Origin of the sequence: Vibrio crassostreae, assembly GCF_041439375.1 — a bacterium.
Lineage (GTDB): Bacteria > Pseudomonadota > Gammaproteobacteria > Enterobacterales > Vibrionaceae > Vibrio > Vibrio crassostreae_D.
Map to the genome: position 1 here is coordinate 19,909 of NZ_JBGONY010000041.1, position 26,708 is coordinate 46,616.

Genomic DNA, 26,708 nt, shown 5'->3' on the forward strand with positions numbered 1-26,708 from the left:
AATTCAATCAAGTTTGTCCTAGCATTCCGCGCTAACAGCCCGTGCTAACCAGAGTTCGATGGTGTCTCATCGGGCAGCACTTCAACATCCAAAGAAAGCCCGGTGAGCTTGGTGACTCTGATACTCTGTCCTGCTTTCAGTTCATTGACGCATTTAGCTTGCCAGATTTCACCTTCAACCAGCACTCGACCCGCGCCAGGAAAACCGCTTACAACTTTACCCGTCTCGCCAACCACCGCTTCCATCCCAGTCGTCACTGGCTTATTTCTGACTCGGACTAGCATTGATATTGTTACGACAATAAACGCTACAGAGAACAAACTGATTCCGATAATTAACGGCAATGCGATTTGGTAACCCGGTACTTCAGTGTCCATCAGCATGATTGAGCCCAATGTAAATGCAGCAACGCCACCCAAACCGAAAATACCAAAGCTCGGACTAAAGGCTTCCGCAACCATTAAAGCTATACCCAACAAGATCAAAGCAAGACCCGCGTAACTCACAGGCAGCATTTGTAACGAGTACATCGCCAATAACAGACAGATACCGCCCAATACACCTGGTAAGCCGACCCCTGGGTTATAAAACTCCAGCAACAAACCATAGATACCGATGAGCATGAGGATGTAAGCGACATTTGGATTCGTAATCACCGAAAGCAAACTAAAGCGCCAGTCTTGTTCTCGCTCGACAAAAGCAACATCACTAAGTTGGACTTCCTGACTGACCCCGTTGATGGTGATGATGCGTCCGTTGCTCAGTTCAACCAACTGCTGAAGGTCGCTGGCAATAAAATCAATCACGTTAAGCGAAAGTGCATTCTCTGAGTCCAAACTCGCCGCTTCTCTTACCGCTTTTTCTGCCCATTCTTCGTTACGTTTGTGCAGCTTAGCCAAACTGACAATGTAAGCCGCTGCATCATTGATGACTTTCTTTTCCATCGCAGTGGTGGCTTTTACCTGATCTGAGTTCTCTTGTTTCGTTGCGTCTTGTTCACTCGCAGAAGTGTTGTCGTCTTTATTGGTATCGTCTTGAGGCGACAAGGGATTAGTCGGTGCTTTGCCACCACCAAGAGACACTGGCGTGGCTGCGCCTAAATTGGTTCCGGGCGCCATGGAAGCAACGTGGCTGGCAAGTAAAATATAGGTACCGGCGCTCGCTGCTCGTGAACCCGCAGGCCCAACCCAAGTAGCGACTGGAATCGGTGAGGTGGTGATGGATCGAATAATGTCACGCATCGATGAGTCTAACCCGCCAGGCGTGTTCATTTTCAAAATAATGAGCTTTGCTTGCTCATCGTGAGCTTGTTCTATTTCTCTAGTGAGGTAATCACTGGTCGCCGGACCTATCCCTCCGTTCACCTCAATCACCCAGACATCATCGGCCTGAGCAAACACTGAGCTGAGCAACAGAAGAAACGCAAACAAGTACTTTAATATAAAAGTCATAGCCCCTCTCCTTACAACTGAGATGCTAGATAGACGTTTTATTTAAAGCGCAGAGGTAACATCTTGGTAATAAATAGATACCTTAAGCATAGTTCAGGCTAAATTTCACACAACACGCATCTTTCAATTCACTCAAATCCCCAGACTAAAAAACACCCAAAAATGAAAACCAAATGTTAACAAGACTGTTCTAATACCAACGCCTCGAAATCATTCATAAAGCCCCAAGCAAAAAGACTTTTATAAATCCAACAAATAACATCGCAATAAAAAACCAAGGCAAACGATTGCATTGTTGTGCGAAATCAACAAATGACATTAGACCACCTATTTTTGGAAGACTTTCACCTCTGCTCATATTGATAAATGTAAAGGATACGTGTAAAACTCTTCGCGAAATATTAATCCAATGGTACATCGTACATTGGTGAGTAGTTCTGGGATTTTTATATTTAGTAGCACAGAGGTTATGGAAGTGTTAAAAGAAAAGAGTTTACTAAGCAACATCGGCGTTCAAGTCGTTATTGCAATGATCGTCGGCACTGTAGTTGGTGCGATGATGGGTGACAGCGCAACTATGTTCGCTCCACTGGGTGCTATCTTCATCAACTTGATCAAGATGTTGGTTATCCCTCTAGTCGCAGTTGCACTGATTTCAGGTGCTGCTGGTTTAGGCAACAGTTCATCTGCAGGTAAAGTCGGCGTAACTACATTGGGTTACTTTGCACTAACGTCTGCACTTGCTGTAGCGCTAGCGCTTGTAATGGGTGAAGTGTTCGAACCCGGTCGTGGTATCGATGTTTCTGGCGTTGAAGGTATGTTCTCTTCAGAATACGCTGCGAAAGGCGAACTTCCAACGTTCTGGGCAACCATCACTGGCATGATCCCTACCAACGTTTTCCAATCACTGAATGAAGCAAACATTCTGCAAATTCTCGTTTTCTGCTTATTCTTTGGTATTGCGATTTCTAAACAAGCAAAAGAGAAACGTGACCCTATCATCAACGGTGTAAATGCTATCGTTGACGCTATGGTTTGGATGATCAACAAAGTTATGATCATTGCACCACTTGGCGTATTCGGCCTAATGGCAGAAGCAGTTGGTACATTCGGTTTTGGCGCACTTATGGTTGTGTTCAAACTGTTCGTTGTTTACATCGCTGCGATCCTGATCTTCGGTTTTGTTGCTTACCCACTGATGATTCAGATCTTCACTAAGACTTCAGCTAAGAAGTTCCTAGTGGCAATGAAGAAGCCTCAAGCGGTTGCACTATCAACAGCCTCTTCAATGGCGACACTGCCAGTAACAATGGAAACGGTAGAGAAAGAACTTGGCGTTCGTAACTCTACGGCTTCATTCGTTCTACCACTTGGGGCGACGATCAACATGTCTGGTAATGCAATTTACTACGGCCTAGTTGCTATCTTCTTTGCACAGCTGTTCAACATCGACCTGTCTATGGGTGCTTACGTTGCTATCATCGTAACCTCTACGCTAGGCGCAGTTGGTCAAGCAGGTGTTCCAGGTCCTTCTTTCCTAGTGGTTGCCGTTCTTCTAGCAGCTGGTATCCCTATCGAAGGTCTACCTCTGTTGTTCGCTCTAGACCGTATCTTCGATATGATCCGCACTGCTCTGAACATCACTGGTGATGCAGCATGTGCAGTAATCGTTGATTCTCTAATTAAAGACGAAGCGAAAGAAGCTGAGCTACAAAAACAGCAAGCGTAATCAATAAACGCTAAGTTGGTAGTGATTGAATTGATACCACCAGCTTAAACTAAAAAATCCGAGAGCCTCACAGCACTCGGATTTTTTTGTTTTTAGTGTTCTAGTTTTAAGCGTTACGCGAACTACAAATCAGCGCCATAGATATCAAACGTGAAGTACTTAGAAGCAATCTTGTCGTAAGTACCGTTTGCTCTGATCTCTTCAATCGCGGCATTGAATTGTTTCGCCAGTTTTGAATCCTGTTTTCTTAGTGCTAAAGCCGTACCTTCACCAATGTAGGCTTTGTCAGTTACTGCTTTGCCTTTAAATTCAAAACCCTCACCTTCTTTCTTATCTAAAAAAGCGAGCGACAGTTGATCGGAATTGCCGAAGGTAAGATCTAGACGGCCATTTTGCAGATCCAGATACACTTCATCTTGGCCGGTATAACGTTTAATGTTTGCCACATCACCAAACTTATCTGTTACGTAACGGTCGTGGATCGTGCCTTGTTGAACACCGATGGTTTTGCCCGCTAAGCCGGCCTCATCGACGCTGAATTCCGCGCTTTTAGCAGCAACAAATACGGCTGGTGTTTGGTAGTACTTATCAGTAAACAAAATTTTGCGCTTACGCTCTTCAGTGATACGCATTGAAGCCATAATCACATCTGACTTTCTTGCCAATAAACTTGGAATCAACGAGTCCCAACTTTGTGAAACCCAAGTACAATCGAGTTTGGCTTGTTCACACAAGGCATCAGCTATCTCAATATCAAACCCGACAGGCACACCATCACTATTTTTGTAGTTGAATGGCGGATAGGTAAAGTCTGACGCCAAACGGATTTCTTTCGCCTGTACCGTTGTACCAAGTAAAGCGGCCGCACAAGCGAGTCCTAGTATTATCTTTTTCATCATTGCCATCCTAGATATGATCTTTATCGAGTTGAGATTGAGTTTCTTTATGTTGAGATTGTTGAATTTGTTTGCCTTGTTGATTCTTTTCTAATTCGGTTTGGTAACTTGTTAGTGACGTCATCACTTCTAGCATGCTCTCTTGGCTACCAATACTGATTCGAACACAGTTACGCAAAGCAGGTTCGTGGTTTTGATTCCTTGTCACAATGCCATCTTTCGCCAATACACTGAACACTTGATGCCCAGGTTTTTGACGCAGCAAAATAAAGTTCGTCGATGAAGGGTAAACAGACTCGATGAAATCAAACTGCGTTAACTCACAAGCAAACCAGTTACGTAGTTCGACCAGCTTTTGTGTCGCGTCTTGCATCACTGAGACTCGCTCATCAGACAATGCGTCTAACACGATTTGAGATGAGCAATCTGGCATTGGATAAGGTGGAATCAGCTTCGCGACATACTGCATCACATTTTGACTCGCTAAGATAAAGCCACAACGAACCGCAGCCAGTCCAAACGCCTTAGACAAGGTGCGAATCACTACCAAATGCGGATAACGCTCAATAAGGCTCACCGCTGACGTTTGTGGTTCAAACTCGATATACGCTTCATCGACTACCACTAGAGATTTTCCAATCGTACCTTCCAGTACCTGAATCAAATCCGATTTGGGAATCACATTGCCCGTTGGGTTATTTGGTGAGCAAAGAAACACGATGTTAGCCAACTTCGCTTTGTTCACGATATCAGCGACATCAAGACTGAAATCTTCCTGCAACGGAGAGTCCAAGGTATCGATCGCCAATGCATCGGCGCAAAACTCATACATTGCATACGTTGGTGAACAAATAAGTATATTGTCACTCGCTGGCTTACAGAATGTTCTGATCAGCAAATCAATCGCTTCATCGGCGCCACGAACGGCAACCGTTGCAGCATCAGTTCCGCAATACGCTTGATAAGCCTTAGCAATATCTTGCGGTAAAAAATCTGGGTATCTATTGTGGCTTGCTTCTCCTGGAAACAGCGAGCTTTCCAATTCATTGGCGTTTAGCCAGACTCGTCCATCACCACCAATTCTTCTTGCCGATTGGTAAGGTATTAATTTTTTTACAGCCTGAGGTACTAAACTATCGATAAAAGATGTCAAGAAGCTATCCCTTTCACAAAATCACAATGTCTTCACCACTGCCTTCATATTCAAAAAATGTAACTTATACACATATTGAATCACAAATGATGATTAAGTATTTACATTCAAACAGAACACTATTGATAAATGAATCGAAATAATCACATAATAGCCATGATAAAAAATCATAGGTAAAGATATGAATCGCACACTTCCTTCAACTAAAACCTTGCTCGCGTTCTTGTCGACGGCAAGGCATCTCAACTTTACGCGCGCGGCACATGAGCTCAACGTTACGCAAGGTGCAGTAAGTCGTCAGATATTGTCGTTTGAAGAAAGCCTTGGCTGTGATCTCTTCTATCGCCATGCTCGAGGATTGTCTTTAACGCCGAAAGGAGAAGAACTGGTTCCCCTGATACAAGGAACGATTCATCAACTGCAATCGGCTCTCAATCAAGTGGCAAGTTCTCCCTCTAAGATCAAACTCAACGCCCCCAGCTGTATTACCTCTTGGCTGCTACCCAAGTTGATGTCTTTTCAGCAAGCCTACCCTGAAATTGATGTCGAGCTCACGTCGACCATCAAGCACGTTTTTGAACCAAGCTTTGACCCGTTTGACGCCGTAATCACCTATGGAAAGAAGCCAAACCAACAATCGATTGTGAGTCAGTTATTGTTCAACGAGCAGCTGGCTCCGGTCTGCCAGGCGCAAAGCATTACTCAGGGCCATCTTGTAAGTAACGCTTCTACTATCATCAAGCCACACAAGCTCGCTCAATACACTTGGTTACACGCCAACAATGAGCAAAGTGATTGGCGACTTTGGTTAGATCACATAGGAAGTCATGACCTTTCAAGTAAAAACAACCAACAATTCGCGACACTTGATCAAGCGATGAATGCAGCCATTCAAGGGTTTGGCATTGCCATAGGCGATATCACGCTGGCCAAGCAAGATATCGATTTGGGCAGGTTGGTGAAAGTGAGTGAAGGCAGTGTCTTTTCTGGAAATGGTTACTTTTTGCTGCAGCCTAAGAATCGACAAAATACATTTTTATCTACGCTTGTTGATTGGCTTGTCGATTAGCGGCAATCACCGTAGATAGAAGCACACTATAAACGGCAGTAGAGCGTCATAATGAGAATTTCATCGTTCTCAAAATGAAACTATTTTATGTCTGTTACGTATTGGTTGTCAGAGAATAGAACGTACCTCGCCTTAACTATTTGAAAAGAAGTTCAATTCTATCTGGTAGGGAAAATGTTCCGTTCAACTAGAGAAAATGGCATTCGAATTGCTTTGTCATAGATAACCCAACCAATATACAGCAGGTTGCAACAGTTTCACTGCAGCTTGTCACGGAGGATAGGCTATGACCTTACAAAGACATACGTATTACGGCTTGATTCACCATGGAATTAAAACCTTATTAATGGACAGAATTGGCCACTTCACAGAGCGTGAATATCACGAGTATCTCGACCTAACGACAGGCAAATCGACGTGTTTTGCCATGAGTGAGCAAGAGCTCGAAAACACCTTAGACAGCTTAAAGAGCGAAGGTTACCTTGAAGATATCAAGAAGCTAATACCTCGCTACCAAACCACATCAATGCGATAACGTTATCCAACTCGATGATGAAAAGATCCGACTAGATAAAGCATTTACATGGAATTAATTAGCACCCAATTGTCTCGGGCTATTTAGCATCGAGACAGTTTTGGTTAGACTGTCTGCAACTCAACTAACTGGACAGTCAGTGCCACATGAAGCAAATCCTTGATTTCATTCCTCTCATTATTTTCTTTGCGCTGTATAAGATGTATGACATCTACACGGCTACAGGTGCATTGATTGTTGCTTCCGCAGTACAAATCGTTTTGACATACGTCATCTACAAGAAAGTAGAGAAAATGCAGATCATCACATTTCTGATGGTTGCCGTATTTGGTGGCATGACCATTTTCTTGCACGATGACAACTTCATTAAATGGAAAGTAACCATCGTTTATGCATTGTTCGCTATCGGCCTGACCGTCAGTCACTTGATGGGCAAATCAGCAATTAAAGGCATGCTGGGTAAAGAGATCACACTTCCTGAAGCGGTATGGAGCAAGATCAACTGGGCTTGGACTCTGTTCTTTACTCTATGTGCCATTCTCAACGTTTACGTTGCTTTCAGCCTACCCTTGGATGTTTGGGTAAACTTCAAAGTGTTTGGCTTACTGATCGCTACTTTTGCATTTACCTTGCTAACGGGTGTCTATATTTATAAGCATTTGCCAAAAGAACAGCATCTACAAAAAGACCAGCAGAAAGAGTTAACGGATAAAAATACCGACGAGAAGTAACCCTAAGGGATGAGTCCTCATCCCCTTTTTGATACAATTATTATCAATATGCTATTTAACAGTGGCCAATGATACTCGTGATCATTGGCCACTGATTGTTTGTGTTCGGTGAATACGTTAAAAATACGACCACCGCGAGTCCCGCAAACACATCTATTTAAATTTAAAACAATCAATACCATTAAGAGTACAACAATGACTATTCAATCAACTTTGAACCCGATTGGTTCTTTACTTCTTCGCACTTTGGCGATGCCTTCTGATACCAATGCAGCAGGCCAGATTTTCGGTGGTTGGATAATGTCTCAGCTCGACCTTGCTGGCGGGATACTGGCGAAAGAGATCTCTAACGGCAAGATAGTCACGGTTTCAGTATCGAGTATCGAGTTCAAACAACCAGTTTCAGTGGGTGATGTGGTATGTGTTTATGGTGACTGCACCAAGATTGGTCGTAGCTCGATGAATATCGACCTAGAAGTATGGGTTAAGCCGGTACTTGATCACGGCATCGGCGATCGTTACAAGGTATGTGGCGCGACATTCAACTACGTTGCTGTAGACGAAAGCGGTAAACCCCGCCCAATTAATAAATAGTACTTTCGACGGCCCTATCGCACTGTAAGGTCTTTAGCCATTTCGATTAAAAATGCTAAAGACCTTCTCACTCTCCCGCACCATTTCACAATTTCTTATCATTAGCTCTTCCAATACCCATTAGTTCGCGTAAATTAGCAAGATAGCGAATTTAAACGCCCTCAATTTAGTGAAGTAAAATAAGGATATCTCAATATGTGGTACGTGATTTTTTCTCAAGACGTCGAAAATTCATTAGAAAAACGCCTAAGTGTTCGCCCACAACATCTAGAACGCCTACAAACACTTCACGATGAAGGCCGCCTTTTGACAGCAGGTCCAATGCCAGCGATTGATTCAGATAACCCTGGTGAAGCGGGCTTCACAGGTTCTACTGTGATTGCTGAGTTTAATTCTTTAGACGATGCACAGGCATGGGCAGACGCAGACCCGTACATTGCTGCAGGTGTCTACCAAAATGTGATTGTTAAACCATTCAAGAAAGTATTTTAACGTGAAAAAATGGATTATCGGTTCACTGGCCGCTGTTCTGCTTGCAGGCTGCAGCTCATCAAGTGAACAAGACAAACAAAGACAGCTAGAAATGATGGCGCAGCATCGCGCTGGCGTTTTATCCGCAGGCCTTCCGATTGAGTATGGCCCGCTGTCGGTCATGCGCGTGCTGGCAAAGAACACGGTTATCGAAATCATGATGATCTACAACCAAGATGCAAAAGGTGCTAAACCTTTAAACCAAGTTGTAGACATGAGTGTGAATAGCTACTGCACCAACTCTGAAGTAAGAGCAAACCTCGACATGGGCTTGGCTTACAGCATCAAGATTCGCAACACTCGCGGACAACTGATCGTTGAGAAGCTGATCAGTAAAGATACGTGTCAAAGTAGCAGCTAGTTTCTAGCTCGAGATTCGAACAAGTATAAAAACAGAAGGCCTCGCAAATGCGAGGCCTTTGTTGTGGTTCATCGTGGATTAACGGATCAATCAAAATCTTAGACTGAATTATGCCTCAGCTGATTCCCACTCTTTACGCAGTGTCTTAGTCGCCGACACAAGGTTTGTCAGTGCGGCTTCTGTTTCTGCCCAGTTACGCGTCTTCAATCCACAATCTGGGTTCGCCCACAGACGTTCTGCTGGGATTCTTTCTGCCGCTTTCTTAAGTAAATCCACAATCCACTCCTCTGAAGGAATGTTTGGCGAGTGAATGTCATAAACACCCGGTCCAATCGCATTCGGGTAGTTAAACTCTTCAAACGCTTTCAGTAGCTCCATGTTCGAGCGAGAAGTCTCAATGGTAATCACATCGGCATCTAGCGCGGCTACTGAATCAATGATCTCGTTGAACTCGCTGTAACACATATGGGTATGGATCTGAGTTTCTGGTTTAGCACTCGCCGCTGAGATCTTAAAGGCATCGACCGCCCACTCTAGGTATTCTGCGTGGTCGCGTTTTTTCAAAGGCAAACCTTCGCGAATAGCAGGTTCATCGATTTGAATGATGTTGATGCCTGCATCTTGTAAATCCGACACCTCATCGCGCAGAGCAAACGCCAGTTGGTTAGTGATCTCTTTTCGTGAGATGTCTTCACGTGGGAATGTCCAACATAGAATAGTGACGGGTCCTGTCAGCATGCCTTTCATCTGCTTCGAAGTCAGAGATTGTGCATAGGTCGACCATTCCACCGTCATCGGTTTCTCACGTTCTATATCCGCGACCACAATCGCTGGCTTCACGCAGCGAGAGCCATAGCTTTGTACCCAACCAAACTTGGTGGTTTGAAAGCCTGCTAGATTTTCCGCAAAGTACTCCACCATGTCATTACGCTCGGCTTCACCATGAACAAGCACATCCAAATCTAACGCTTCTTGACGTTTAACCGCATCCGCGATGTGACCTTTCAGTGCAGAGTTATATTCCGCTTCACTTAGTTTGCCGGTGCGGTAGGCACTGCGTTGAACACGGATTTCTCCGGTTTGTGGGAACGAACCAATGGTTGTAGTTGGTAATAACGGTAAGCCGAGAACTTCAGACTGATGTGCCGCACGTTCTGCATAAGGCGCACTTCGATCTGCTAGTGCTTTCGTGATGGTATTAAGGCGCTCTCGTACCTGAGGCTTGTTCACATGAGTCGCGCTCTTACGTGCAACGATAGGTTGGCTGTAAGTCTCACACGCCAAAATGGCATTTTGATCGCCGTCTAACGCCGCACCCAATAAGCTCACCTCGGTCACTTTCTGTTTTGCAAAGGCAAACCAACTCTTCACTTCTTCGCTAAGCGTCTCTTCTAACTCAAGGTCAACCGGGCTATGCAGCAGTGAACATGAACTTGCGACCCATAGTTTATCGCCTAGCTTTTCTTTCACAGGTTGCAGTAACTCAAACTGAGAAGCTAAGTCTGCTCGCCAAATATTACGGCCATTGATTGCACCTGCAGAGAGCACCCAATCTTCAGGTAGTTTATTCACCACTTCATCAAGTTGCTGCGGTGCGGCAGCCAAGTCGATATGTAAACCATTCACTGGCAGTTTTACGATTTTATCTAACGTATCAGTCACCGAATCAAAGTAAGTAGTAAGCAATAGTTTCACATCGCCTTGAATCACTTGATAAGCCAGTTTGAATGAGTCAGCCCACTTAGTTTCAAGTTCCAGGGATAGTATAGGCTCATCGATTTGCACCCACTCAACGCCCAACTTGGCAAGCTTAGCTAAAATCGCTTGGTAGGCAGTAAGTAGACGTGGAAGCAAGGTTAAACGGTCAAATCCCTCTTCCACTTCTTTGCCTAGATATAAGTAAGACAGCGGACCTAGAAGAACTGGCTTCACCTTATGTCCAGCTTGAATGGCTTCATTCACTTCATCAAACAGTTGTGGCCAGCTCACTTCAAACGAATCATCTTTACTGAACTCTGGAACAATGTAGTGATAATTCGTGTTGAACCACTTGGTCATGTCAGATGCTGCTGTACCATCTTTGGCACTTTCTGAACCATGTTTTCCGCCACAACAAGTTGGCTGTTTTTGAGATTGTATTTGAGTTTGAGATTGCCCGCGACCAACGCGGAACAAGGTATCTAAGTCTGGGAAGGCTTTCTCTTCTTTTGAGCCACCAGCGTGACGTTTTGGTACATGGCCCAAGAGCAAAGTCGTTGTTAACACATGGTCGTACCATGCGAAGTCACCCGCAGTTGCAAAGCTTAGATTCGCGTCGGCTTGTACATTCCAGTTACGATTTCTCAGTTCGCTGCCGAGCTGCTTGAGATCTGATTGGCCAATCTCACCGCGCCAGTATTTCTCTAATGTGAATTTGAGTTCGCGTTTTTCACCGATGCGTGGGTAGCCAAGAATATGCGTTGTCGTAGTCATGAACCTGTTCCTTATTCAATAATTTCAATTTCCGGTCAGACTGCCTTTGATGATTTCACTTTTTCAAAAAGGCGTCTGGATGGCTAAACTATCGCCTTAATCCGATCTATGGACAACGTCCAAATATTCATCTTGTTTATTAATAATATTCATCTTGAATCGTCCAAAGATGAACAGTTTAAATCCGTCTGGACATCTAGACGTTTACAAAAGATCAAAAACACCGTAGGGTGATTATTAAGAAATATTGAATTGGCTTAGGGAATATGAGGAATACTCATGATAGAGCTTAAACACCTTCGAACATTGACCACCTTGAGAGACAGCGGCTCGCTTACTGCCACTGCAACCTCTCTTCATCTGACTCAGTCGGCGCTTTCTCACCAGTTGAAAGACCTTGAGGCCCGTATTGGCGGTCAGCTTTTCCTACGTAAAACGAGGCCAGTTAAGTTCACCTCTGAAGGTGAGATTTTGCTTAAGCTCGCCGATGAGATACAGCCAAGAATCGCTAAAGCAGAGAACGAACTCGCAAGCCTGAAAGAGGATGTGAATGGTCGTTTGCACATGGCGATCGAGTGTCACTCATGCTTCCAATGGTTAATGCCCGCTTTGAAGGAGTACCAAGTTGCTTGGCCAAGCGTGACATTAGATTTTTCATCAGGCTTTGGCTTTGAACCTCTACCCGCGTTAATGGCTGGTGAATTAGACTTGGTGATCACCTCAGATATTCAGCCACGTTCAGAGGTTCACTATGAGCCACTTTTCGATTTCGAGATGCGTTTGATCACTGCAATTAACTCGCCTTTGGCTGATAAGCCAAGCATTGCTCCGCAAGATCTTAGCGATCTCACCATGCTCTCCTACCCTGTTCAAAAGCAGCGTTTGGATGTTGTGAAGCACTTTTTACAACCTGCTGGCATAGAACCAAAGAAATGGAAACAGGCAGACAACACCTTGATGTTGGTGCAAATGGTATCGGCAGGATTAGGTGTCGCAGCATTGCCAAACTGGGCGATCAGTGAGTTTTCACGACAAGGCTTAATCGCCAGTAAACCATTGGGCAAAGGACTTTCAAGAAGGCTATTCGCTGCCGTTCGAAACTCAGAGAAAGACAAGCGTTATCTGCAAGCATTCTTCAGCACTGCAAGGCAGCAGAGTAAGAGCCACCTGGATGGAATAAAGGTCGTTTAACAGTATTTCTGATTGTGTTCGCTAAGACAAAAAGCAAACGCCAGACACGCAAATCATAAACAAAAAAGTCACAGATTATCTGTGACTTTTTAGGTTTAGTAGCGCTTGTTTTGCGTTATCTGTTGATTCGCGAAAAATAGACTATCTTGCGTATGACTTAAACTGATTAGTCAGCGGATCGTATTGATAGCCAAGCATGTCTAGCTTGCCTACGACACTTTCTATATCCATCTCATACATGCTAATGAGCTCTTCAAAACTGTCGCACTCTAAGCGCAGTTTCTCGTTCACGATTCCCAGCAAGATAATGCTATCCAGACTTTTGACGTTGCTTAAATCCATCTCGTACTCCTTACGAACACACTGACTAGAGTTAAGTTTAGAACGCTTACCAAGGTCACGCTAAAAAACAGATCACACTTCTTAAATCAGATACGTGGTTACAATGCTCAAAGTTACAATGCCCAAACTGGCGTTAAACCAACAGCAGCCGCTAATAACATCAGCAATGAAACCGTCAGTTGCAGCTTTTCAGGGGTTTTAACAAACAGCAGATGCCAACACCACACCACAATAGATGAGATTAGCAAAGCAAAGCTGAACAACAAAGTTGAAATCACAGGCTCTAGTTGAGCTTCAGAAAGGGAATAAACACTCACCACCGTCGCCAAAACCACCAACATACCCGTCAATACACCCACCACTGGCAAAACACGGTGGAATGCTTGCAAACGCGTTCTTGCGATCGTCAGCAATAAATGACCAAACGCTGCACCTAACAATACCACCAACAACAAATTTGTAATGATACCGACAGTGGTTGCTTGCTCAGTCGCTTGAATTGCAACGTATGACAGCGCTAAACCGCAAGCAAGATACATCACCCAGATAGGGCCAGAATCACGAGTCTTCTTAGTTTGAACTTGTGAGTAGAAATAAAAGATTGCGAATACGACAAGGAATGCTTCAATTTTAACCGAAGCAACGGCAAGCCAAAGCACGCCAATCGCAGGTAACATCTTGTGGATACGGCCACGCTGCCCTGGACATATATCCCCTTTCACCAAGATAAGGGTTAAGATCAGTTGGGCTCCTAAAAGCATCGGAGCAAATTGTACTAGTAACGTTTCGACCATTGTGGATCTACTTCTTCAGACTTATTTTCGCGAATAATATCAAAAACTGCTGCGAACACTAATCAAAATCACAAATTAGCGACGTTATTCAAGGCTTCTACTATGCTGTTGTATGGCTCTTTTGTCGCCATTTACCGTAAAAAGACGAAAGACACCAGAACTAACAGGGGCATGTTCTACTGGCTAGTCTAGGCTCATGCCGCTATAATTCCCGCCTCAAAAATCAGAGGTTGAAATATGTACAGCGATATCACTCCTATTCACGAACACAAAAAATACTGGGCCGAGTGCTACGGAACTGCACCCTTTTTGCCTACCAGTAGAAAGGAGATGGATGCTCTTGGATGGGATAGCTGTGACATTATTATTGTAACTGGTGATGCGTATGTCGATCACCCGAGCTTTGGTATGGCTATCATCGGCCGTCTCCTTGAAGCTCAAGGTTTCCGCGTGGGCATTATTGCTCAACCAAAGTGGAACAATAAAGATGCCTTTATGAAGCTAGGTAAACCTAACCTATTCTTCGGCATTACAGCGGGTAACATGGACTCCATGATCAACCGCTACACCTCTGATCGCAAATTACGTCACGATGATGCTTACACGCCAAATAACGAAGGTGGTAAGCGTCCTGACCGTGCAACTCTGGTTTACTCTCAGCGTTGTCGTGAAGCCTACAAAGGCACGCCAATCGTTCTTGGTGGTATTGAAGCGAGCTTGCGACGTGTTGCGCACTACGACTACTGGTCGGATAAAGTTCGTCGCTCTGTATTGTTTGATGCAAAAGCAGACATCCTTCTTTTTGGTAACGCCGAGCGCGCACTGGTTGAAGTGGCACACCGCATTGCTGATGGCGAAGACATGTCAACGCTAACAGACATTCGTGGTACAGCAATCAATCTTGCTGCAGCGCCTGAAGGCTTCAAAATCATCGACTCTTCTCGTATCGAAAAGCCGAACAAAGCTTACGTACCGGTGAACCCGTACGAAGTGGAAACGCAATGTGATACTAAGAAAGATGAGAAAGAAGAAGTAAAAGCGCAGCCGATTACGATTCGCCCTTCTCGTCACGATGCAAAAACAACAGCCGTTCGTATCCCTGCATACGAAAAGCTAAACAACGACCGTATTCTTTACGCTCACGCTAGCCGTATCTTGCACCTAGAGACAAACCCGTATTCAGGTCGTGCTTTGATTCAACGTCATGGTGACCGTGAACTTTGGGTTAACCAAGCACCAATTCCATTGACGACTGAAGAGATGGATTACGTGTTTGGCCTTGCTTACAAGCGTGTTCCTCACCCTATGTACGGCAAAGCGAAGATTCCTGCTTACGACATGATCAAAACCTCGGTGAACATCATGCGTGGTTGTTTTGGTGGTTGTTCTTTCTGTTCAATCACAGAGCACGAAGGTCGTATCATCCAGAACCGTTCGAAAGAATCTATCTTGGATGAGATCGAAGACATTAAAGATAAAGTACCTGGCTTTACCGGTACTATTTCTGACTTGGGTGGTCCAACGGCGAACATGTACCGTTTGGGGTGTTCAGATCCGAAAGCAGAAATTAACTGTCGTCGCCCTTCATGTGTGTTCCCAAAAATCTGTGAAAAGCTAAACACAGACCACCAACACACGATTGACCTATACCGCTCAGCAAGAAAAGTACCGGGTGTTAAGAAAATCATGATCGCTTCTGGTGTTCGTTACGACTTAGCGATTGAATCTCCAGAATACGTACGTGAGCTTGTGACTCACCACGTAGGCGGTTACTTGAAGATTGCTCCAGAGCATACTGAAAAAGGCCCACTGGATCTGATGATGAAACCGGGAATGGGCACTTACGATCGTTTCAAAGAGATGTTCGAAAAGTACAGCGCTGAAGCCGGTAAGAAACAGTACCTAATTCCTTACTTCATCTCCGCTCACCCGGGCACAGAAGATGAAGACATGCTTAACCTTGCAATGTGGCTTAAAAAGCACAACTACGAGTGTGACCAAGTACAGAACTTCTACCCATCACCAATGTGTAATGCAACGTCGATGTACTACTCAGAGACGAACCCTCTGAAGCGTGTGAAATATAAGAAGCGTGAAGATGTGCCAGTGCCTAAAGGTGACCGTCAACGTCGTCTGCATAAAGCACTGCTTCGTTACCACGATCCAGAAAACTGGAAGATCATCCGTGAAGCTCTGATCAGCATGGGTAAACAGCACTTGATCGGTGATAAAGCAAACTGCCTAGTACCAGCAGAAGATTTTGATGCACAAACACCAGCACAACGTCGTAAGTCTGGTCGTCACGGCTCACAGCGTTTTGCAACGAAGCACAGCAAATCTCAACCGGGTTTAGGCGGCGAGAAGCCACGCAACCATTCCAAACCTGGTGGTAAAAAGCCGAATGCTAACGGCAACAGCCAAGGCAATGCTAACCAAGGAAACGGAAAGCAAAACGGTAGCGGCAATGGCAACGCTCGTAAACCAGCGACAGGCTTCATTAAGAAAGCTCCTGGTGGTCAATCACAAGGCAATAGCGGCGGAAACCGCAACAAAGCGGGCAATGGTCAAGGTGGCAAACCTGCTGGCAACGGAAAGAATCGCCAACGCGCGACACAACGCTAATATTGTGAGCCAATAACTTAATAGTAATGAAATACAAAGCGCAGCTATTTAGCTGCGCTTTTTTGTGTTTGTACCAGCTGTCACTTGGCTATGTGATTACAAAGAATCTAACGAGTGAAGACCCAGTATTGACTAAACAGGTAGTTAGTCACCATACCGACCAAGATACCAACTGCCATTGCGATAAACACAGCGCCAGTAAACACTGGCAGTAGTTCTGTCATCAACTTAAAGCACAGTAGATTAGGTACCGCTGATATCGATGCGGAGAACATGAATTTTTGCCACTGAATCAGTTTATCAGACCAACTCCCCTTCCCCTTGAACCCAAAAGTCAGCACGCGATTACCAAACCACGTTGTCGTTGCAGCAGCAATGAACGAGCCTATTCTCGCCGTCATTAAAGGCAAACCTACAATGTAATGCAGCAAGGCGAATACCGCACAATCAACAACAAACCCACCAGCACCAACCACAGCAAATCGAACCATCTTGTGATGGGATTGGAGCTTTTGACTGTGTGCCTGAAGCTTGTTGTTGAGCATTTGCAGTCCTGAGTTAACGCTGAACATCACTTTCACTTCGAATGTGGCTCAACGACAAATTTGGTTTGATGTTTTGGCTATGACAGCTAAACAAAGCACGCTTTATTTTCACCGTTGGTTCCAAAATACAAGTTAACGCGTTGTCTTTAATCTTGGTTTCTACTTCTGCTCTTTTACCAATCAAGTAGAACTTGTCGATGCCATCTAGTTGCTCGATATCGAGCAGTTTCTTTGCTTGCCCATGGCTATAAAATTGGCCTGAGAATGGTCGCTTACCCACATAGAAGCTTGGCGCAGAATCCGTAATCTGTTCAAAGATGATACGGTCACTCTTCTCGTTCGCCTTACCTAGGTTTAGGTAAACCATCGCAATCATCAGCAACACTGGCAGAACTAAGGCCACGCTGGAGAACCACTTCTTATCTTTTTCCACTACGAGTATAGCAACCAACAAACCAAGGGCTGGAATACCTGGTAGGACGTAAGCTGGGAGAATATTGCCCGCCATAGTGAAAAGAATCAGGGGTGAAATCAACCAACAGACAAGAAATGAAAACAAGCCGCGATTTTCAATATTAATTTCTGCAATTTTCTTACGTCGAGCAAATGCCAATATAGGTAATACAATCGACCACGGCGCAGCCGCTTGAAGCCAAAACAGCCAGATCATGCCTCTTGCTTGGTCATGGGCAGAACCGTATAAATCGCCCTCCCAGCCACTCACAACAAAGCGCTTAAAGTGCTCGCCAACAATAAAGTAATCAATGAAGCCCGGCGTTGCCATTTCAGCCATGATGTACCAAGGCAAAGCAATCGCTAGCATCACACCCAAGCCAGACAACAATGGAAAGCGTTGCCAAAGCACTTTGAAAGCGCCAAAGAAGCCATGTTGTAATACTAACCAAGGGAACACGGCGATGCCCATAATGACAATCGCTACTGGCCCTTTTGCAAGCAAGCCTAGTGCTAAACCAATGAAACCAACATAACCCCAAGATCGATTAGTCTTCGCACTGCCTTCACCTTTCCAACCCTCTCCTCCTAGCCAACACAAGTAGAAACCTAGCATTGCAATAGTCATAGCTAAGGTTAATGCTATGTCTGTCATCACAGCGCCCGCGGCAATAGAGAAAATACCGCATGTCGCCAACACTACCGCGGCAACCAACGCACTTTGCCCAGTTCGCTTCGCCATGTAAGCCGTCAGCAAAATTGTTACTACACCCGCTAACCAATGAGGAGCTCGAACAGCAAATTCACTTAGGCCGAACAACTCAATACCGGCAGCACTCATCCATGTAAACAGCGGCGGCTTACCCCAGAAAGGAATGCCATAATCAAACTGCGGCGTTAGCCAATTACCCGTTTCCACCATTAGACGAGCCATTTCACCGTAGCGTGCTTCGGTGGTGTCCATTAATGGGTAGGTTGCCAAAGATAAAAGCCTTAAAACCAATGCAAAAGCCAACAAATACCATAGGTGCGTTCTGTTCAGGCTCATGCTGACTCCTCTAATTTAAAATGTGTTTTTAACGCGGGTGTATCAACCACAGACTGGATCAGATACAAAGGGCGATTCTTGGTTTCGATAAAAATACGACCTATGTATTCCCCCATTAAACCAATACTCAGAAGTTGAATGCCGCCGAGGGCAAGTTGTACAACCATCATGGATGGGTAGCCCGTGATAGGCTCACCAAACATCATGGTTTTGAACACAATGACCATCCCATACACAAAAGCCGTTAAGGCAACGAGGCCACCAACTGCTGTCGCAATGCGCAGTGGTCGAATTGAGAACGAGGTGATGCCATCCATCGCCAAGCCAATCAGCTTCAAGTAGTTCCACTTAGTCTCGCCACAAAAGCGAGCATCACGCTTAAACTGAATCGTCGCTTGTCTGAACCCCGGCCATGAGAAAATGCCTTTCATGTAACGATTACGTTCAGGAAGCTGGTTGATATGATCGACGACTTCACGACTCAACAGTCTGAAGTCGCCCACATTTTCAGGAACATCGATCTTTGCTGCCACATTCATGACTTTGTAAAAGCTTGCCGCTGAAAACTTCTTGAACCACGTTTCACCGTCACGTTGGCTGCGCTGCATGTTGACGACGTCATAACCTTCTCGCCATTTGGCAACCATTTGTGGAATAAGCTCCGGCGGATCTTGCAGGTCTGCATCTAACAGGATCACCGCTTGTCCGCGGCAATGATCAAGGCCAGCACTCATGGCTGACTCTTTACCAAAATTTCGACTTAAACCAATCACAGAGATTGAGCTATTGATTGAAGTGAATGAGCTCACTAAGTCCAAGCTGTTGTCTTTGCTACCATCATCGACATAAACGATCTCGCTGGTGATGGGTAAGCTATCGAGAACTTTAGTTAGGCGAGAGTGGAACTCTTCCAACACCTCTTGTTCATCGTAAAAAGGCACAATGATAGACAGAGATACCGCAGGGTTAATCTGCGAAGTAGATATCTTAGGGCGGCTAATATGAAGTTCAGACATAATACAATCTTCTATTTTCTAATCTGGAGTCAATCTACCCTCCCATAAGTGAAAGTTATGTTATTGACATATTTTTCACGCTCACTCAGGATAATGTTACTGTCTATTTCTGTATGAGAATCAAAATGAAACGAGTTCTATTAGTCGAAGATAACCGTGAAATTGCAGGTGTCTTGTTTGATTACTTTGAGTGTATTGGTATGGAACTCGATTATGCGGACAACGGCGAACTGGGCCTGCAACTCGCAATGGAAAACTCATTTGATATCATCATATTAGATCTAATGCTGCCGAGAATGGACGGCCTAACCGTTTGTAATAAACTGCGAGACCAAGGCAACGCAACGCCTATTCTAATGCTTACCGCGTTAGATAGCCGCGATGATATGTTGAAAGGGTTTGAGCATGGTGCCGATGACTATCTAACCAAACCTTTTGATTTGGATATTTTGGAAGCCAGAATGAAAGCGCTTGTTCGTCGTTACCGAGGAAAAGTGGCTTCTTCTAAGCTTCAGTTTGATGAACTCACCATTGATCAAAAAACCCGTAAAGCCTACCGTAAAGACAAACTGCTCGCGCTTAACCCAACCACTTACACCATACTTGAGATGCTGTGCCAAAAAGCACCTGAAGTAGTGACTCGTGAAGATATTTCCTACAAGCTATGGCAAGAAGACGAGCCCAACAACGATGTGTTACGTAGCCATATCTATCAACTGCGTAATCAACTCGACAAACCTTTTGACACCCCGATGTTGATTACCGTTCCTAAAGTTGGATTCCGTCTGGAGCCATCGAATTGATTTCAAATGTTCTGACAAGCACCAAAACCCTCACAGGCCGCCTAGCGCTTTTCTTTGGGTTGATGGCCGTGATTGTATCTGCATTCGTCTATGTCGTTTTTGTTGCCGCGCTTTACATGTCAGAAGATCGGGTCGGTGAAAGACGCATCCTGATTGACCGAGATTATGCGGTAAGGTTATTTCAAGCAGGAGAAAGTGGTGAGTTAAGAATAGATGATTTGACAATCGCCTATAACGATCCTTCATTCATTCCTGCCGAATATTACAAGTTTATTAAAGATAAAGAGAGCTTCATTGGTGAAGTCGGCGAAGAACCAGAATCTCGTATGGTGTATGTGGGAGAATACACTGACGAAGGAGAAACCTTTCCAATTATCCTGCTTTCCGAGATAGACCTTGTTGAGTTGGATGTTTCTGAACTCATGTACGCGACCACCTTTGTACTCACACTGCTTTCTATCTTGATTTTTGGCTTTGGTGCGTTGCTCTATCGCCTATCTAAGAGACTGATTGAGCCCTTCAACTCTCTTTCTGAACAGCTTGAGTCGAATAAGCTCAACCTTAATGAAGAGTTTGATGTCAGTGAAGGTGCCGCTGTTGAGTTTCGTCAGTTAACAGACCAACTCAATCAATACCGTAGAGAAATCAATTCCTTGATCAAACGTGAACAGGCGTTTGCTCGTTATTCAAGTCATGAATTAAGAACCCCACTAACGGTCGCTCGTGGTGCGAATAAATTGCTATTAAGAAGCGAAACAACGGAATTTCAATCTCGTCAGGTTGAGCGCATTGATGAAGCCATTATCCAGATGTCAGAAATGGTCGATGCCCTGCTCGGTTTAGTTCGTTATGAAAGAAACAGTGACGATGCACCGCTGCGCTTGTTTAGTCAGCAAGAGTTAGAAGCTATCGTTTCCAAGAATTCATTACAGGCGGATGAAAAGCTAGTCGAGATATCCCTACACATTCAATCAGAGCCGACCATTCAAGCCACCAGCGCGATCATGAATATGTTGGTCGGCAACTTATTGAGGAATGCCATTGCAGCGACCAATAGTGGCACTGTCACGGTTACCCTGTCTGAACAGAGTATTGTGATTGAAGACCAAGGTGAAGGCCTTCAGGAACAATACAATCCGAATGGTCATGGATTAGGTTTATTGATTGTCGACGACTTGTGCCAACGCTTCCATTGGGGTTTTGAGTTGGTCAATCGCAACTCTGGAGGGTGCACTGCCAGAATCAGCTTGCAAACCGATTCAACCTCACCAATTATCGAGCGAACAAACTCGTAACGCAGAGCTCAATATCCAATGAAAACTTGATTTAGTTGGTTTACAGCACTCGCTCGCTACTAGATACTTACTAATCCTATTTGATATAAAAATGCTGGCTCTTTAGTCAGCATTTTATCTAAGTGCGATGAAACTAAATAATAGCCCTGTAACTCAGCATCAATACAATGAGCACACCTTTTTCTTAAAGCGTGACGATCAACTTCACTCCCATTTTTGTGGCAATAAAGCCCGAAAGTTCATGAAACTACTCGAAGACGAGCACCCAAACGTCACCACTTTAATCAGCTACGGTTCTGCTCAAGCTAATTCTCTGTTTTCGCTCGCTGCACTTGCTAAAATTAAAGGCTGGACGCTTGAATTTTATGTCGACCACATTCCTCAATGGCTACAAGAACGCCCGCTAGGTAACTACCGTGGCGCTATCGATCTTGAGGCTAAGGTTATTTCAGTCAAAGAAACAGGCTCTGAGCTTCATCCACAAGAGTATATTGAGCAACTAAGACAGCCTGACTCTCAGTGCATTGTGTTACCAGAAGGTGGACGTTCTCAGCTTGCTGAGTACGGTGTGAAACAACTGGCGATGGAAATACTCAGCTGGACTCGCTTCGAAAACAAACACGATTTCGTCGTTGCACTACCAGCAGGCACAGGCAGCACTGCACTGTATCTACATAAGCATTTAAAAGTGCACAACATCCCGGTGTTAACCTGTGCGTGTGTCGGTGGCAGTGAATACTTAACACAGCAATTCAATGAACTTGGTGAAACCGATCACCCGCAGATCTTACCGCTCAAAACCAAGCACCACTTTGGAAAATTGTATCAACAGGATTATCAAACTTGGTTGGATCTACAAGAGCAAACCGACATCGAGTTTGACCTGCTTTACGACCCATTAATGTGGCAATGCTTAGAACAATGGCAAGCAGATAACCCGACCCAAACCATCATCTATATCCATCAAGGTGGCATCTTAGGTAATGAATCCATGTTGCCACGCTATCAGCGTAAGTATCCCGATATCAAAACCAGCAATTCCAACAGTGATAACACCAGTACAACTTGGTAATTTCTCTGATGCCCTAACCTTGCCCCCCCGAACAACCACAATGCTCTGCCACTGTGGTTGTTTATGCTCAAATTAGCCTAGCGACCCTTTCATTACTTCATCTATCAAAGCCAACCTAGCAATCTGGCGAGAATCGTCGTGTTATCTATACTTTCGATTGGAACGTCATTGTCATCGAAAGGAATAACGTATGCGAACACTCACTACGCTAGGTCTGTTTTCGGTTTTACTTCCCTTTTCAGCACTGTCTGGAGAAAACGTCATCTACCAGGTTGATGGCATGGAATATGAAGGTTATTGGAGTGAAGCCATCGATCAAGCGCCCTTAGTACTTTTAATACACGATTGGGATGGTTTGACCGACTACGAGAAGAAGCGCTCTGAGATGCTTAATGAACTCGGTTACAACGTATTCGCCATCGACCTGTTTGGTAAAGGCATCCGCCCAACCGAGGTGAAAGACAAAAAACAACACACAGGCGAGCTGTATAGAGACAGAGAAAAAATGCGCGCGCTCCTCAATGCAGGAGCCTTGGAAGCACAAAGGCTTGGCGGTAACTTAGATAACAATGTGATGATGGGTTACTGTTTTGGTGGTGCTGCCGTATTGGAAGCCGCGAGAGCAGGAATTCCATCCAAAGCTTATGTCACCTTCCACGGTGGTCTATCGACACCGAAAGGACAAGACTACTCACAAACCAAAGCACCTGTTGTCGTGCTCCATGGAACGGCAGACGCTATGATCTCAATGCAAGATTTTGGCAACCTCGCCGCTGAACTTGAAACGGCCAAAGTTCCGCATGAAATGATCACCTACAGTGGTGCACCGCATGCCTTTACTGTATTCGACTCAAACAACTATCAACAAGAAGCTGACCAAAAATCGTGGGAACGCTTTACTCAGTTGTTAAGTTCGGTATCTCGTTAACTTTCAATCTAAGTAACAGCTCAACGGAAGCCTGTTACCTAACTCGTACTAATTATTAGCGACTATTTCTTTAAATTTGGCGTTCGTCACTCAAAAAGAAAGCGCTTTCTTGTAATGTGTATCTATTATCAATTAGGCACTCTGAATCAGATATGCTTTTTTAACTGTGAGAAATTATGAAATATTTAGCAATACTACCAGCGGTATTCGCACTCAGCGCCTGTTCAACAGTGACAGAGTCACCGGTTAGCTACCACAAAACTTCTCCGGGGCTAGAGTCACTAAGAAATAACGAAAACTGCTGCGAAAATCTGAGTACCATTCAATATCAAAGCATTACGAACCCAGAAGAAATATCTGTTTCGATCACCACAGCAAGCCCTAAAATCGAGTTCAAATCTGGCCGATCCTTTGCTGGAGGGCTAAAGCTTCCTACAACACTAGATGCTATTCGTTTTTCAGTGACTTCAAATGCTAATTATTCAGCATTCGTTCCGTCACTTTTGGTCTTAGACAAAAATTACCAGCCGCTAGATGTTATTGGTAAAGAAAGCATCACATACCAGCCACTTAGCCTGCTTGATGGTGCACAATATGGCGCACAAATAGAACTGCAAGAACGTTACTTAAACGGCGAGGCTCCTACTTACTTGGTCGTATTCACAACCAGCGAAGCACTCGCGGAAACAACTCCTGTCGAAAAACCAAGTGATATGGCGATACGCTCTGGCGATATCCAGGCAAACATCGCTCATAACACGGACTACGCCATCCCCCACGCTGCAATCGGGAAAGTCTCCTTTGATTTTAAATTCACAGCGGTAACCACCGTTGTTGAAGAACAAAACCGTCAAAATCGAGTTCAACAAATTATTCCAGAATCAACCGTAGCCCAATCAGATTTATTAACGGAAAATACACTGAATAAGAAAGAGGTTTATCAAACTCTTATAGAAAACTCGGTTTCATCTGGAGATTTTAGTGCAGCACTGACTTACGTTGAAGAATCTGAGCGATTAGGAATCGAAGGGATGCGAAACTCCTTTGTTGACGCGATGAAGCAATATCAAAAAGCACAATAACTCAGTCTCAAAATAGTCGTTTATTTTCTCTCACTTTACCTCTTTTTTGAGCAATGAGAGTTAAATAAACGACTGTTACCCCTCAGTCCTATTCAGGCATAAACGAAAATTCTAATTGCTCCAATTCTAAGCCTAATTTGATAAATTCAATATCCAAAGAATAAAAGCCTTTATCAAGCTTAACGGAGAGCCCCTCAACTGAAACTGTCTCACCATTAGTACCATTCACTGATAGAGACATCGCGTACACGTTATTGAGACTTAAACTACACGCAGATTGAGCCAAAGTGCCGCTATCGTAATTAACAATACCTGCACATCGATACACACCAGCCTGTTTAACTTCCAAAACAATGCTACGGTTTTCTCTGATATTAAGTGGTAATACTATTGCACGTTGCTCTGCCGTCAGAGAGCAAAAGTCTCCATCAGCTTTACTCTGTTGTTTATTAAGATTTTGGGTCGCCTCAAAGCTCTTAACTGGATCAAAAGCGACTAATGGGCGCCCCATTGCTGGAGAGTCCATAATAAAACGACAAATATTCATCGCGCTTCGTTGCAACTCCCCTAAGCTCAACGTTCCGTTTTCAAGCGCCTGTAACGTATCGTCATTCGACACGTTATTTTCCGCACCATCATGCTCAACAACCATATACAGATCATTTTGAGAGCGAATCATAAAGGATGTGTAACTTCGACTTTCAGAACCACCTTTGATTGGGTCATTCATTTTTGCCCACCAGTCCGTCATCACTATCCCCTTATAACCCCACTCCCCACGAAGAATCGTGGTATTGAGGTCGTAATTGGATGCAGCCCAGTGACTATTAATAGGATTGTAGGAGGTCATAACACTTGAAGCTCCTCCTTGTTTTACCGCTATTTCAAAAGGCTTCAGATGAATCTCACGAAGCGCTCTCTGTGATACAACACTATCAACATCAAACCGTGACGTTTCTTGATCATTCGCCACTAAATGCTTGATTGTGCCAGATACTCCTGCAGCTTTGAGACCAAGAGTTTGAGATGCAGCCATTACCCCTGAGAGAAATGGATCTTCTGAGAAATACTCAAAATTTCGACCATTCAAAGGGTGGCGATGGATGTTAATCCCAGGACCAAGCAACGTATCAATATGATTGGCTTGCATCTCTTTCCCCACTAAATGAAATAGTTTCTCATTCAGCTCCGGGTTCCATGTACAGCCTAATAATGTACCAATTGGGACTTGAGATGCTTTATGTCCGCTGTCCATTCGGATACCAGACGGACCATCTGCAGCAGCAACGACAGGGATGCCTAAATCAAACAAGCTCGGCGAAACACCACCAAAAGCAGCAGCAGTACCAGGCGTCACCTTAGGACTGCACATACCTTCACCACGAACAATTGTCGCTAACTGCTTTACGGTCATTTGCGAGATAAATTCGTCAATGTCCGCTCGCCCCTGCTTAACATCCAGTAAACGAATGCCCGTATCTTCACTAAGAGGAATAGAACTTGGAAGCTCACTCAGAATACGTTTACTCAAATCTATAGTTCGTAGCGGCACAGATTCGTAATCGTAACTGTAAACACCATTTTCCACGTTGCCTTTGGGGATCAATCTCTTAAATCCGGTGACAGGAGCAAGTGCTTCCGTTAATTGCTCAACAACCAACAGCTCTTCTATTTTAACGCTCTCACTAACAAGCTTTGCTTGGCGAACACTTCCTCCTAGATAAAAGTGATATTCTCCAGCTTCAAGTACGTAACTATTTGGGTGTCCCGTTTTACCGGAGTCATCAAATGATGCGAAGGAAGATAGAGGACATGAAATTGTCAAACACACCGTTTCTTGCGGGTCCAAGGTCGGTGTTTTCACAAACCCGATCAGTGCTCGTGTTGGCTTACCAAGATGACCTTGAGGCGCTTCAACATACAATTGAACAACATCCTTGCGGCTTTGTTTCCTAAATCAGGGAACTAATGCTTAAAGCTACGATCAGATCATCT

23 protein-coding genes and 1 pseudogene are annotated in these 26,708 nt (G+C 44.5%); 14 read left to right on the forward strand and 10 right to left on the reverse strand.

Annotated features, from left to right (window positions below):
- Positions 1-44: 44 nt before the first annotated feature.
- Positions 45-1,451 (reverse strand): NfeD family protein, encoded by a 1,407-nt coding sequence (locus tag ACED45_RS16350; protein ID WP_371714477.1) that lies wholly within the window; start codon positions 1,449-1,451, stop codon positions 45-47.
- Between the two features lie 409 nt (positions 1,452-1,860).
- Between ACED45_RS16350 and ACED45_RS16355 the strand changes: the two genes are divergently transcribed.
- Positions 1,861-3,180 carry a dicarboxylate/amino acid:cation symporter gene (locus tag ACED45_RS16355; RefSeq protein ID WP_307862841.1) on the forward strand — a complete coding sequence of 440 codons (1,320 nt, stop codon included), beginning with the start codon at positions 1,861-1,863 and terminating at the stop codon, positions 3,178-3,180.
- Positions 3,181-3,302: 122 nt separating this feature from the next.
- On the opposite strand, the gene ACED45_RS16360 is transcribed toward ACED45_RS16355, so the two are convergent.
- Both ACED45_RS16360 and hisC read right to left on the reverse strand, forming a co-directional pair.
- Positions 3,303-4,076: an ABC transporter substrate-binding protein gene (locus ACED45_RS16360; RefSeq protein ID WP_048659769.1), complete on the reverse strand. Its 774-nt coding sequence runs from the start codon at positions 4,074-4,076 to the stop codon at positions 3,303-3,305.
- 10 nt (positions 4,077-4,086) lie between these two features.
- The gene (gene hisC / locus ACED45_RS16365) at positions 4,087-5,229 is read right to left on the reverse strand and encodes a histidinol-phosphate transaminase (protein ID WP_371714478.1); all 1,143 of its coding nucleotides are present in this window, start codon (positions 5,227-5,229) and stop codon (positions 4,087-4,089) included.
- A gap of 181 nt (positions 5,230-5,410) precedes the next feature.
- On the opposite strand from hisC, the gene ACED45_RS16370 reads away from it, so the two are divergent.
- The 6 genes from ACED45_RS16370 (at position 5,411) to ACED45_RS16395 (ending at position 9,050) form a co-directional block, all read left to right on the forward strand.
- Positions 5,411-6,298 (forward strand): LysR substrate-binding domain-containing protein, encoded by an 888-nt coding sequence (locus ACED45_RS16370; protein ID WP_371714479.1) that lies wholly within the window; start codon positions 5,411-5,413, stop codon positions 6,296-6,298.
- A gap of 286 nt (positions 6,299-6,584) precedes the next feature.
- A complete protein-coding gene (locus ACED45_RS16375; protein WP_004736516.1) occupies positions 6,585-6,833 on the forward strand; it encodes a hypothetical protein in 249 nt (82 codons plus the stop codon).
- Between the two features lie 146 nt (positions 6,834-6,979).
- Positions 6,980-7,564, forward strand: a complete 585-nt coding sequence (locus tag ACED45_RS16380) for a septation protein A (protein ID WP_249631853.1) — start codon at positions 6,980-6,982, stop codon at positions 7,562-7,564.
- A 195-nt stretch (positions 7,565-7,759) separates the two neighbouring features.
- Positions 7,760-8,158 (forward strand): acyl-CoA thioester hydrolase YciA, encoded by a 399-nt coding sequence (gene yciA, locus ACED45_RS16385; protein ID WP_017061510.1) that lies wholly within the window; start codon positions 7,760-7,762, stop codon positions 8,156-8,158.
- 195 nt (positions 8,159-8,353) lie between these two features.
- The gene (locus ACED45_RS16390; protein WP_004736512.1) at positions 8,354-8,650 is read left to right on the forward strand and encodes a YciI family protein; all 297 of its coding nucleotides are present in this window, start codon (positions 8,354-8,356) and stop codon (positions 8,648-8,650) included.
- Position 8,651: 1 nt separating this feature from the next.
- Complete coding sequence (locus ACED45_RS16395; RefSeq protein ID WP_371714480.1) at positions 8,652-9,050, forward strand: GspS/AspS pilotin family protein; 399 nt, start codon at positions 8,652-8,654, stop codon at positions 9,048-9,050.
- Between the two features lie 108 nt (positions 9,051-9,158).
- On the opposite strand, the gene metE is transcribed toward ACED45_RS16395, so the two are convergent.
- A complete protein-coding gene (gene metE / locus ACED45_RS16400) occupies positions 9,159-11,522 on the reverse strand; it encodes a 5-methyltetrahydropteroyltriglutamate--homocysteine S-methyltransferase (protein WP_371714481.1) in 2,364 nt (787 codons plus the stop codon).
- 279 nt (positions 11,523-11,801) lie between these two features.
- On the opposite strand from metE, the gene ACED45_RS16405 reads away from it, so the two are divergent.
- Complete coding sequence (locus ACED45_RS16405) at positions 11,802-12,713, forward strand: LysR substrate-binding domain-containing protein (protein WP_371714482.1); 912 nt, start codon at positions 11,802-11,804, stop codon at positions 12,711-12,713.
- Positions 12,714-12,854: 141 nt separating this feature from the next.
- Here the strand turns inward: ACED45_RS16405 and ACED45_RS16410 are convergent, their stop codons facing one another.
- Both ACED45_RS16410 and ACED45_RS16415 read right to left on the reverse strand, forming a co-directional pair.
- On the reverse strand, positions 12,855-13,055 hold the full coding sequence (locus ACED45_RS16410) for a DUF4250 domain-containing protein (protein WP_004741624.1): 201 nt from the start codon (positions 13,053-13,055) through the stop codon (positions 12,855-12,857).
- Positions 13,056-13,168: 113 nt separating this feature from the next.
- On the reverse strand, positions 13,169-13,849 hold the full coding sequence (locus ACED45_RS16415; RefSeq protein WP_371714483.1) for a hypothetical protein: 681 nt from the start codon (positions 13,847-13,849) through the stop codon (positions 13,169-13,171).
- Between the two features lie 237 nt (positions 13,850-14,086).
- Here ACED45_RS16415 and ACED45_RS16420 point away from each other — a divergent pair, with 237 nt between their 5' ends.
- Positions 14,087-16,471, forward strand: coding sequence for a YgiQ family radical SAM protein (locus tag ACED45_RS16420; protein ID WP_371714484.1), 2,385 nt, complete (start codon positions 14,087-14,089; stop codon positions 16,469-16,471).
- A 107-nt stretch (positions 16,472-16,578) separates the two neighbouring features.
- On the opposite strand, the gene ACED45_RS16425 is transcribed toward ACED45_RS16420, so the two are convergent.
- From ACED45_RS16425 to ACED45_RS16435, 3 genes are read right to left on the reverse strand one after another with little or no spacing between them, the layout of a single operon-like run.
- The gene (locus ACED45_RS16425) at positions 16,579-17,043 is read right to left on the reverse strand and encodes a GtrA family protein (RefSeq protein ID WP_371714485.1); all 465 of its coding nucleotides are present in this window, start codon (positions 17,041-17,043) and stop codon (positions 16,579-16,581) included.
- Positions 17,030-18,517, reverse strand: a complete 1,488-nt coding sequence (locus tag ACED45_RS16430; protein ID WP_371714486.1) for an ArnT family glycosyltransferase — start codon at positions 18,515-18,517, stop codon at positions 17,030-17,032. The genes ACED45_RS16425 and ACED45_RS16430 overlap by 14 nt, the downstream gene beginning before the upstream one ends.
- Positions 18,514-19,533, reverse strand: coding sequence for a glycosyltransferase (locus tag ACED45_RS16435; RefSeq protein ID WP_371714487.1), 1,020 nt, complete (start codon positions 19,531-19,533; stop codon positions 18,514-18,516). Before ACED45_RS16435 ends, ACED45_RS16430 begins: the two co-directional genes overlap by 4 nt.
- Positions 19,534-19,658: 125 nt before the next feature.
- On the opposite strand from ACED45_RS16435, the gene ACED45_RS16440 reads away from it, so the two are divergent.
- From ACED45_RS16440 to ACED45_RS16460, 5 genes are all read left to right on the forward strand, one after another.
- Positions 19,659-20,336, forward strand: coding sequence for a response regulator transcription factor (locus tag ACED45_RS16440; RefSeq protein WP_371714488.1), 678 nt, complete (start codon positions 19,659-19,661; stop codon positions 20,334-20,336).
- The gene (locus tag ACED45_RS16445; RefSeq protein ID WP_371714489.1) at positions 20,333-21,631 is read left to right on the forward strand and encodes a sensor histidine kinase; all 1,299 of its coding nucleotides are present in this window, start codon (positions 20,333-20,335) and stop codon (positions 21,629-21,631) included. Before ACED45_RS16440 ends, ACED45_RS16445 begins: the two co-directional genes overlap by 4 nt.
- A gap of 127 nt (positions 21,632-21,758) precedes the next feature.
- On the forward strand, positions 21,759-22,703 hold the full coding sequence (locus tag ACED45_RS16450) for a 1-aminocyclopropane-1-carboxylate deaminase/D-cysteine desulfhydrase (protein WP_285953252.1): 945 nt from the start codon (positions 21,759-21,761) through the stop codon (positions 22,701-22,703).
- A gap of 190 nt (positions 22,704-22,893) precedes the next feature.
- Entirely contained in the window at positions 22,894-23,631 is a 738-nt protein-coding gene (locus tag ACED45_RS16455; RefSeq protein ID WP_371714490.1) for a dienelactone hydrolase family protein, read from the forward strand.
- A 176-nt stretch (positions 23,632-23,807) separates the two neighbouring features.
- A complete protein-coding gene (locus tag ACED45_RS16460; protein ID WP_371714491.1) occupies positions 23,808-24,713 on the forward strand; it encodes a MalM family protein in 906 nt (301 codons plus the stop codon).
- An 88-nt stretch (positions 24,714-24,801) separates the two neighbouring features.
- Here the strand turns inward: ACED45_RS16460 and ACED45_RS16465 are convergent.
- Positions 24,802-26,652, reverse strand: a pseudogene (locus ACED45_RS16465) (glycoside hydrolase family 3 N-terminal domain-containing protein); the annotation flags it as partial.
- Positions 26,653-26,708 lie beyond the last annotated feature (56 nt).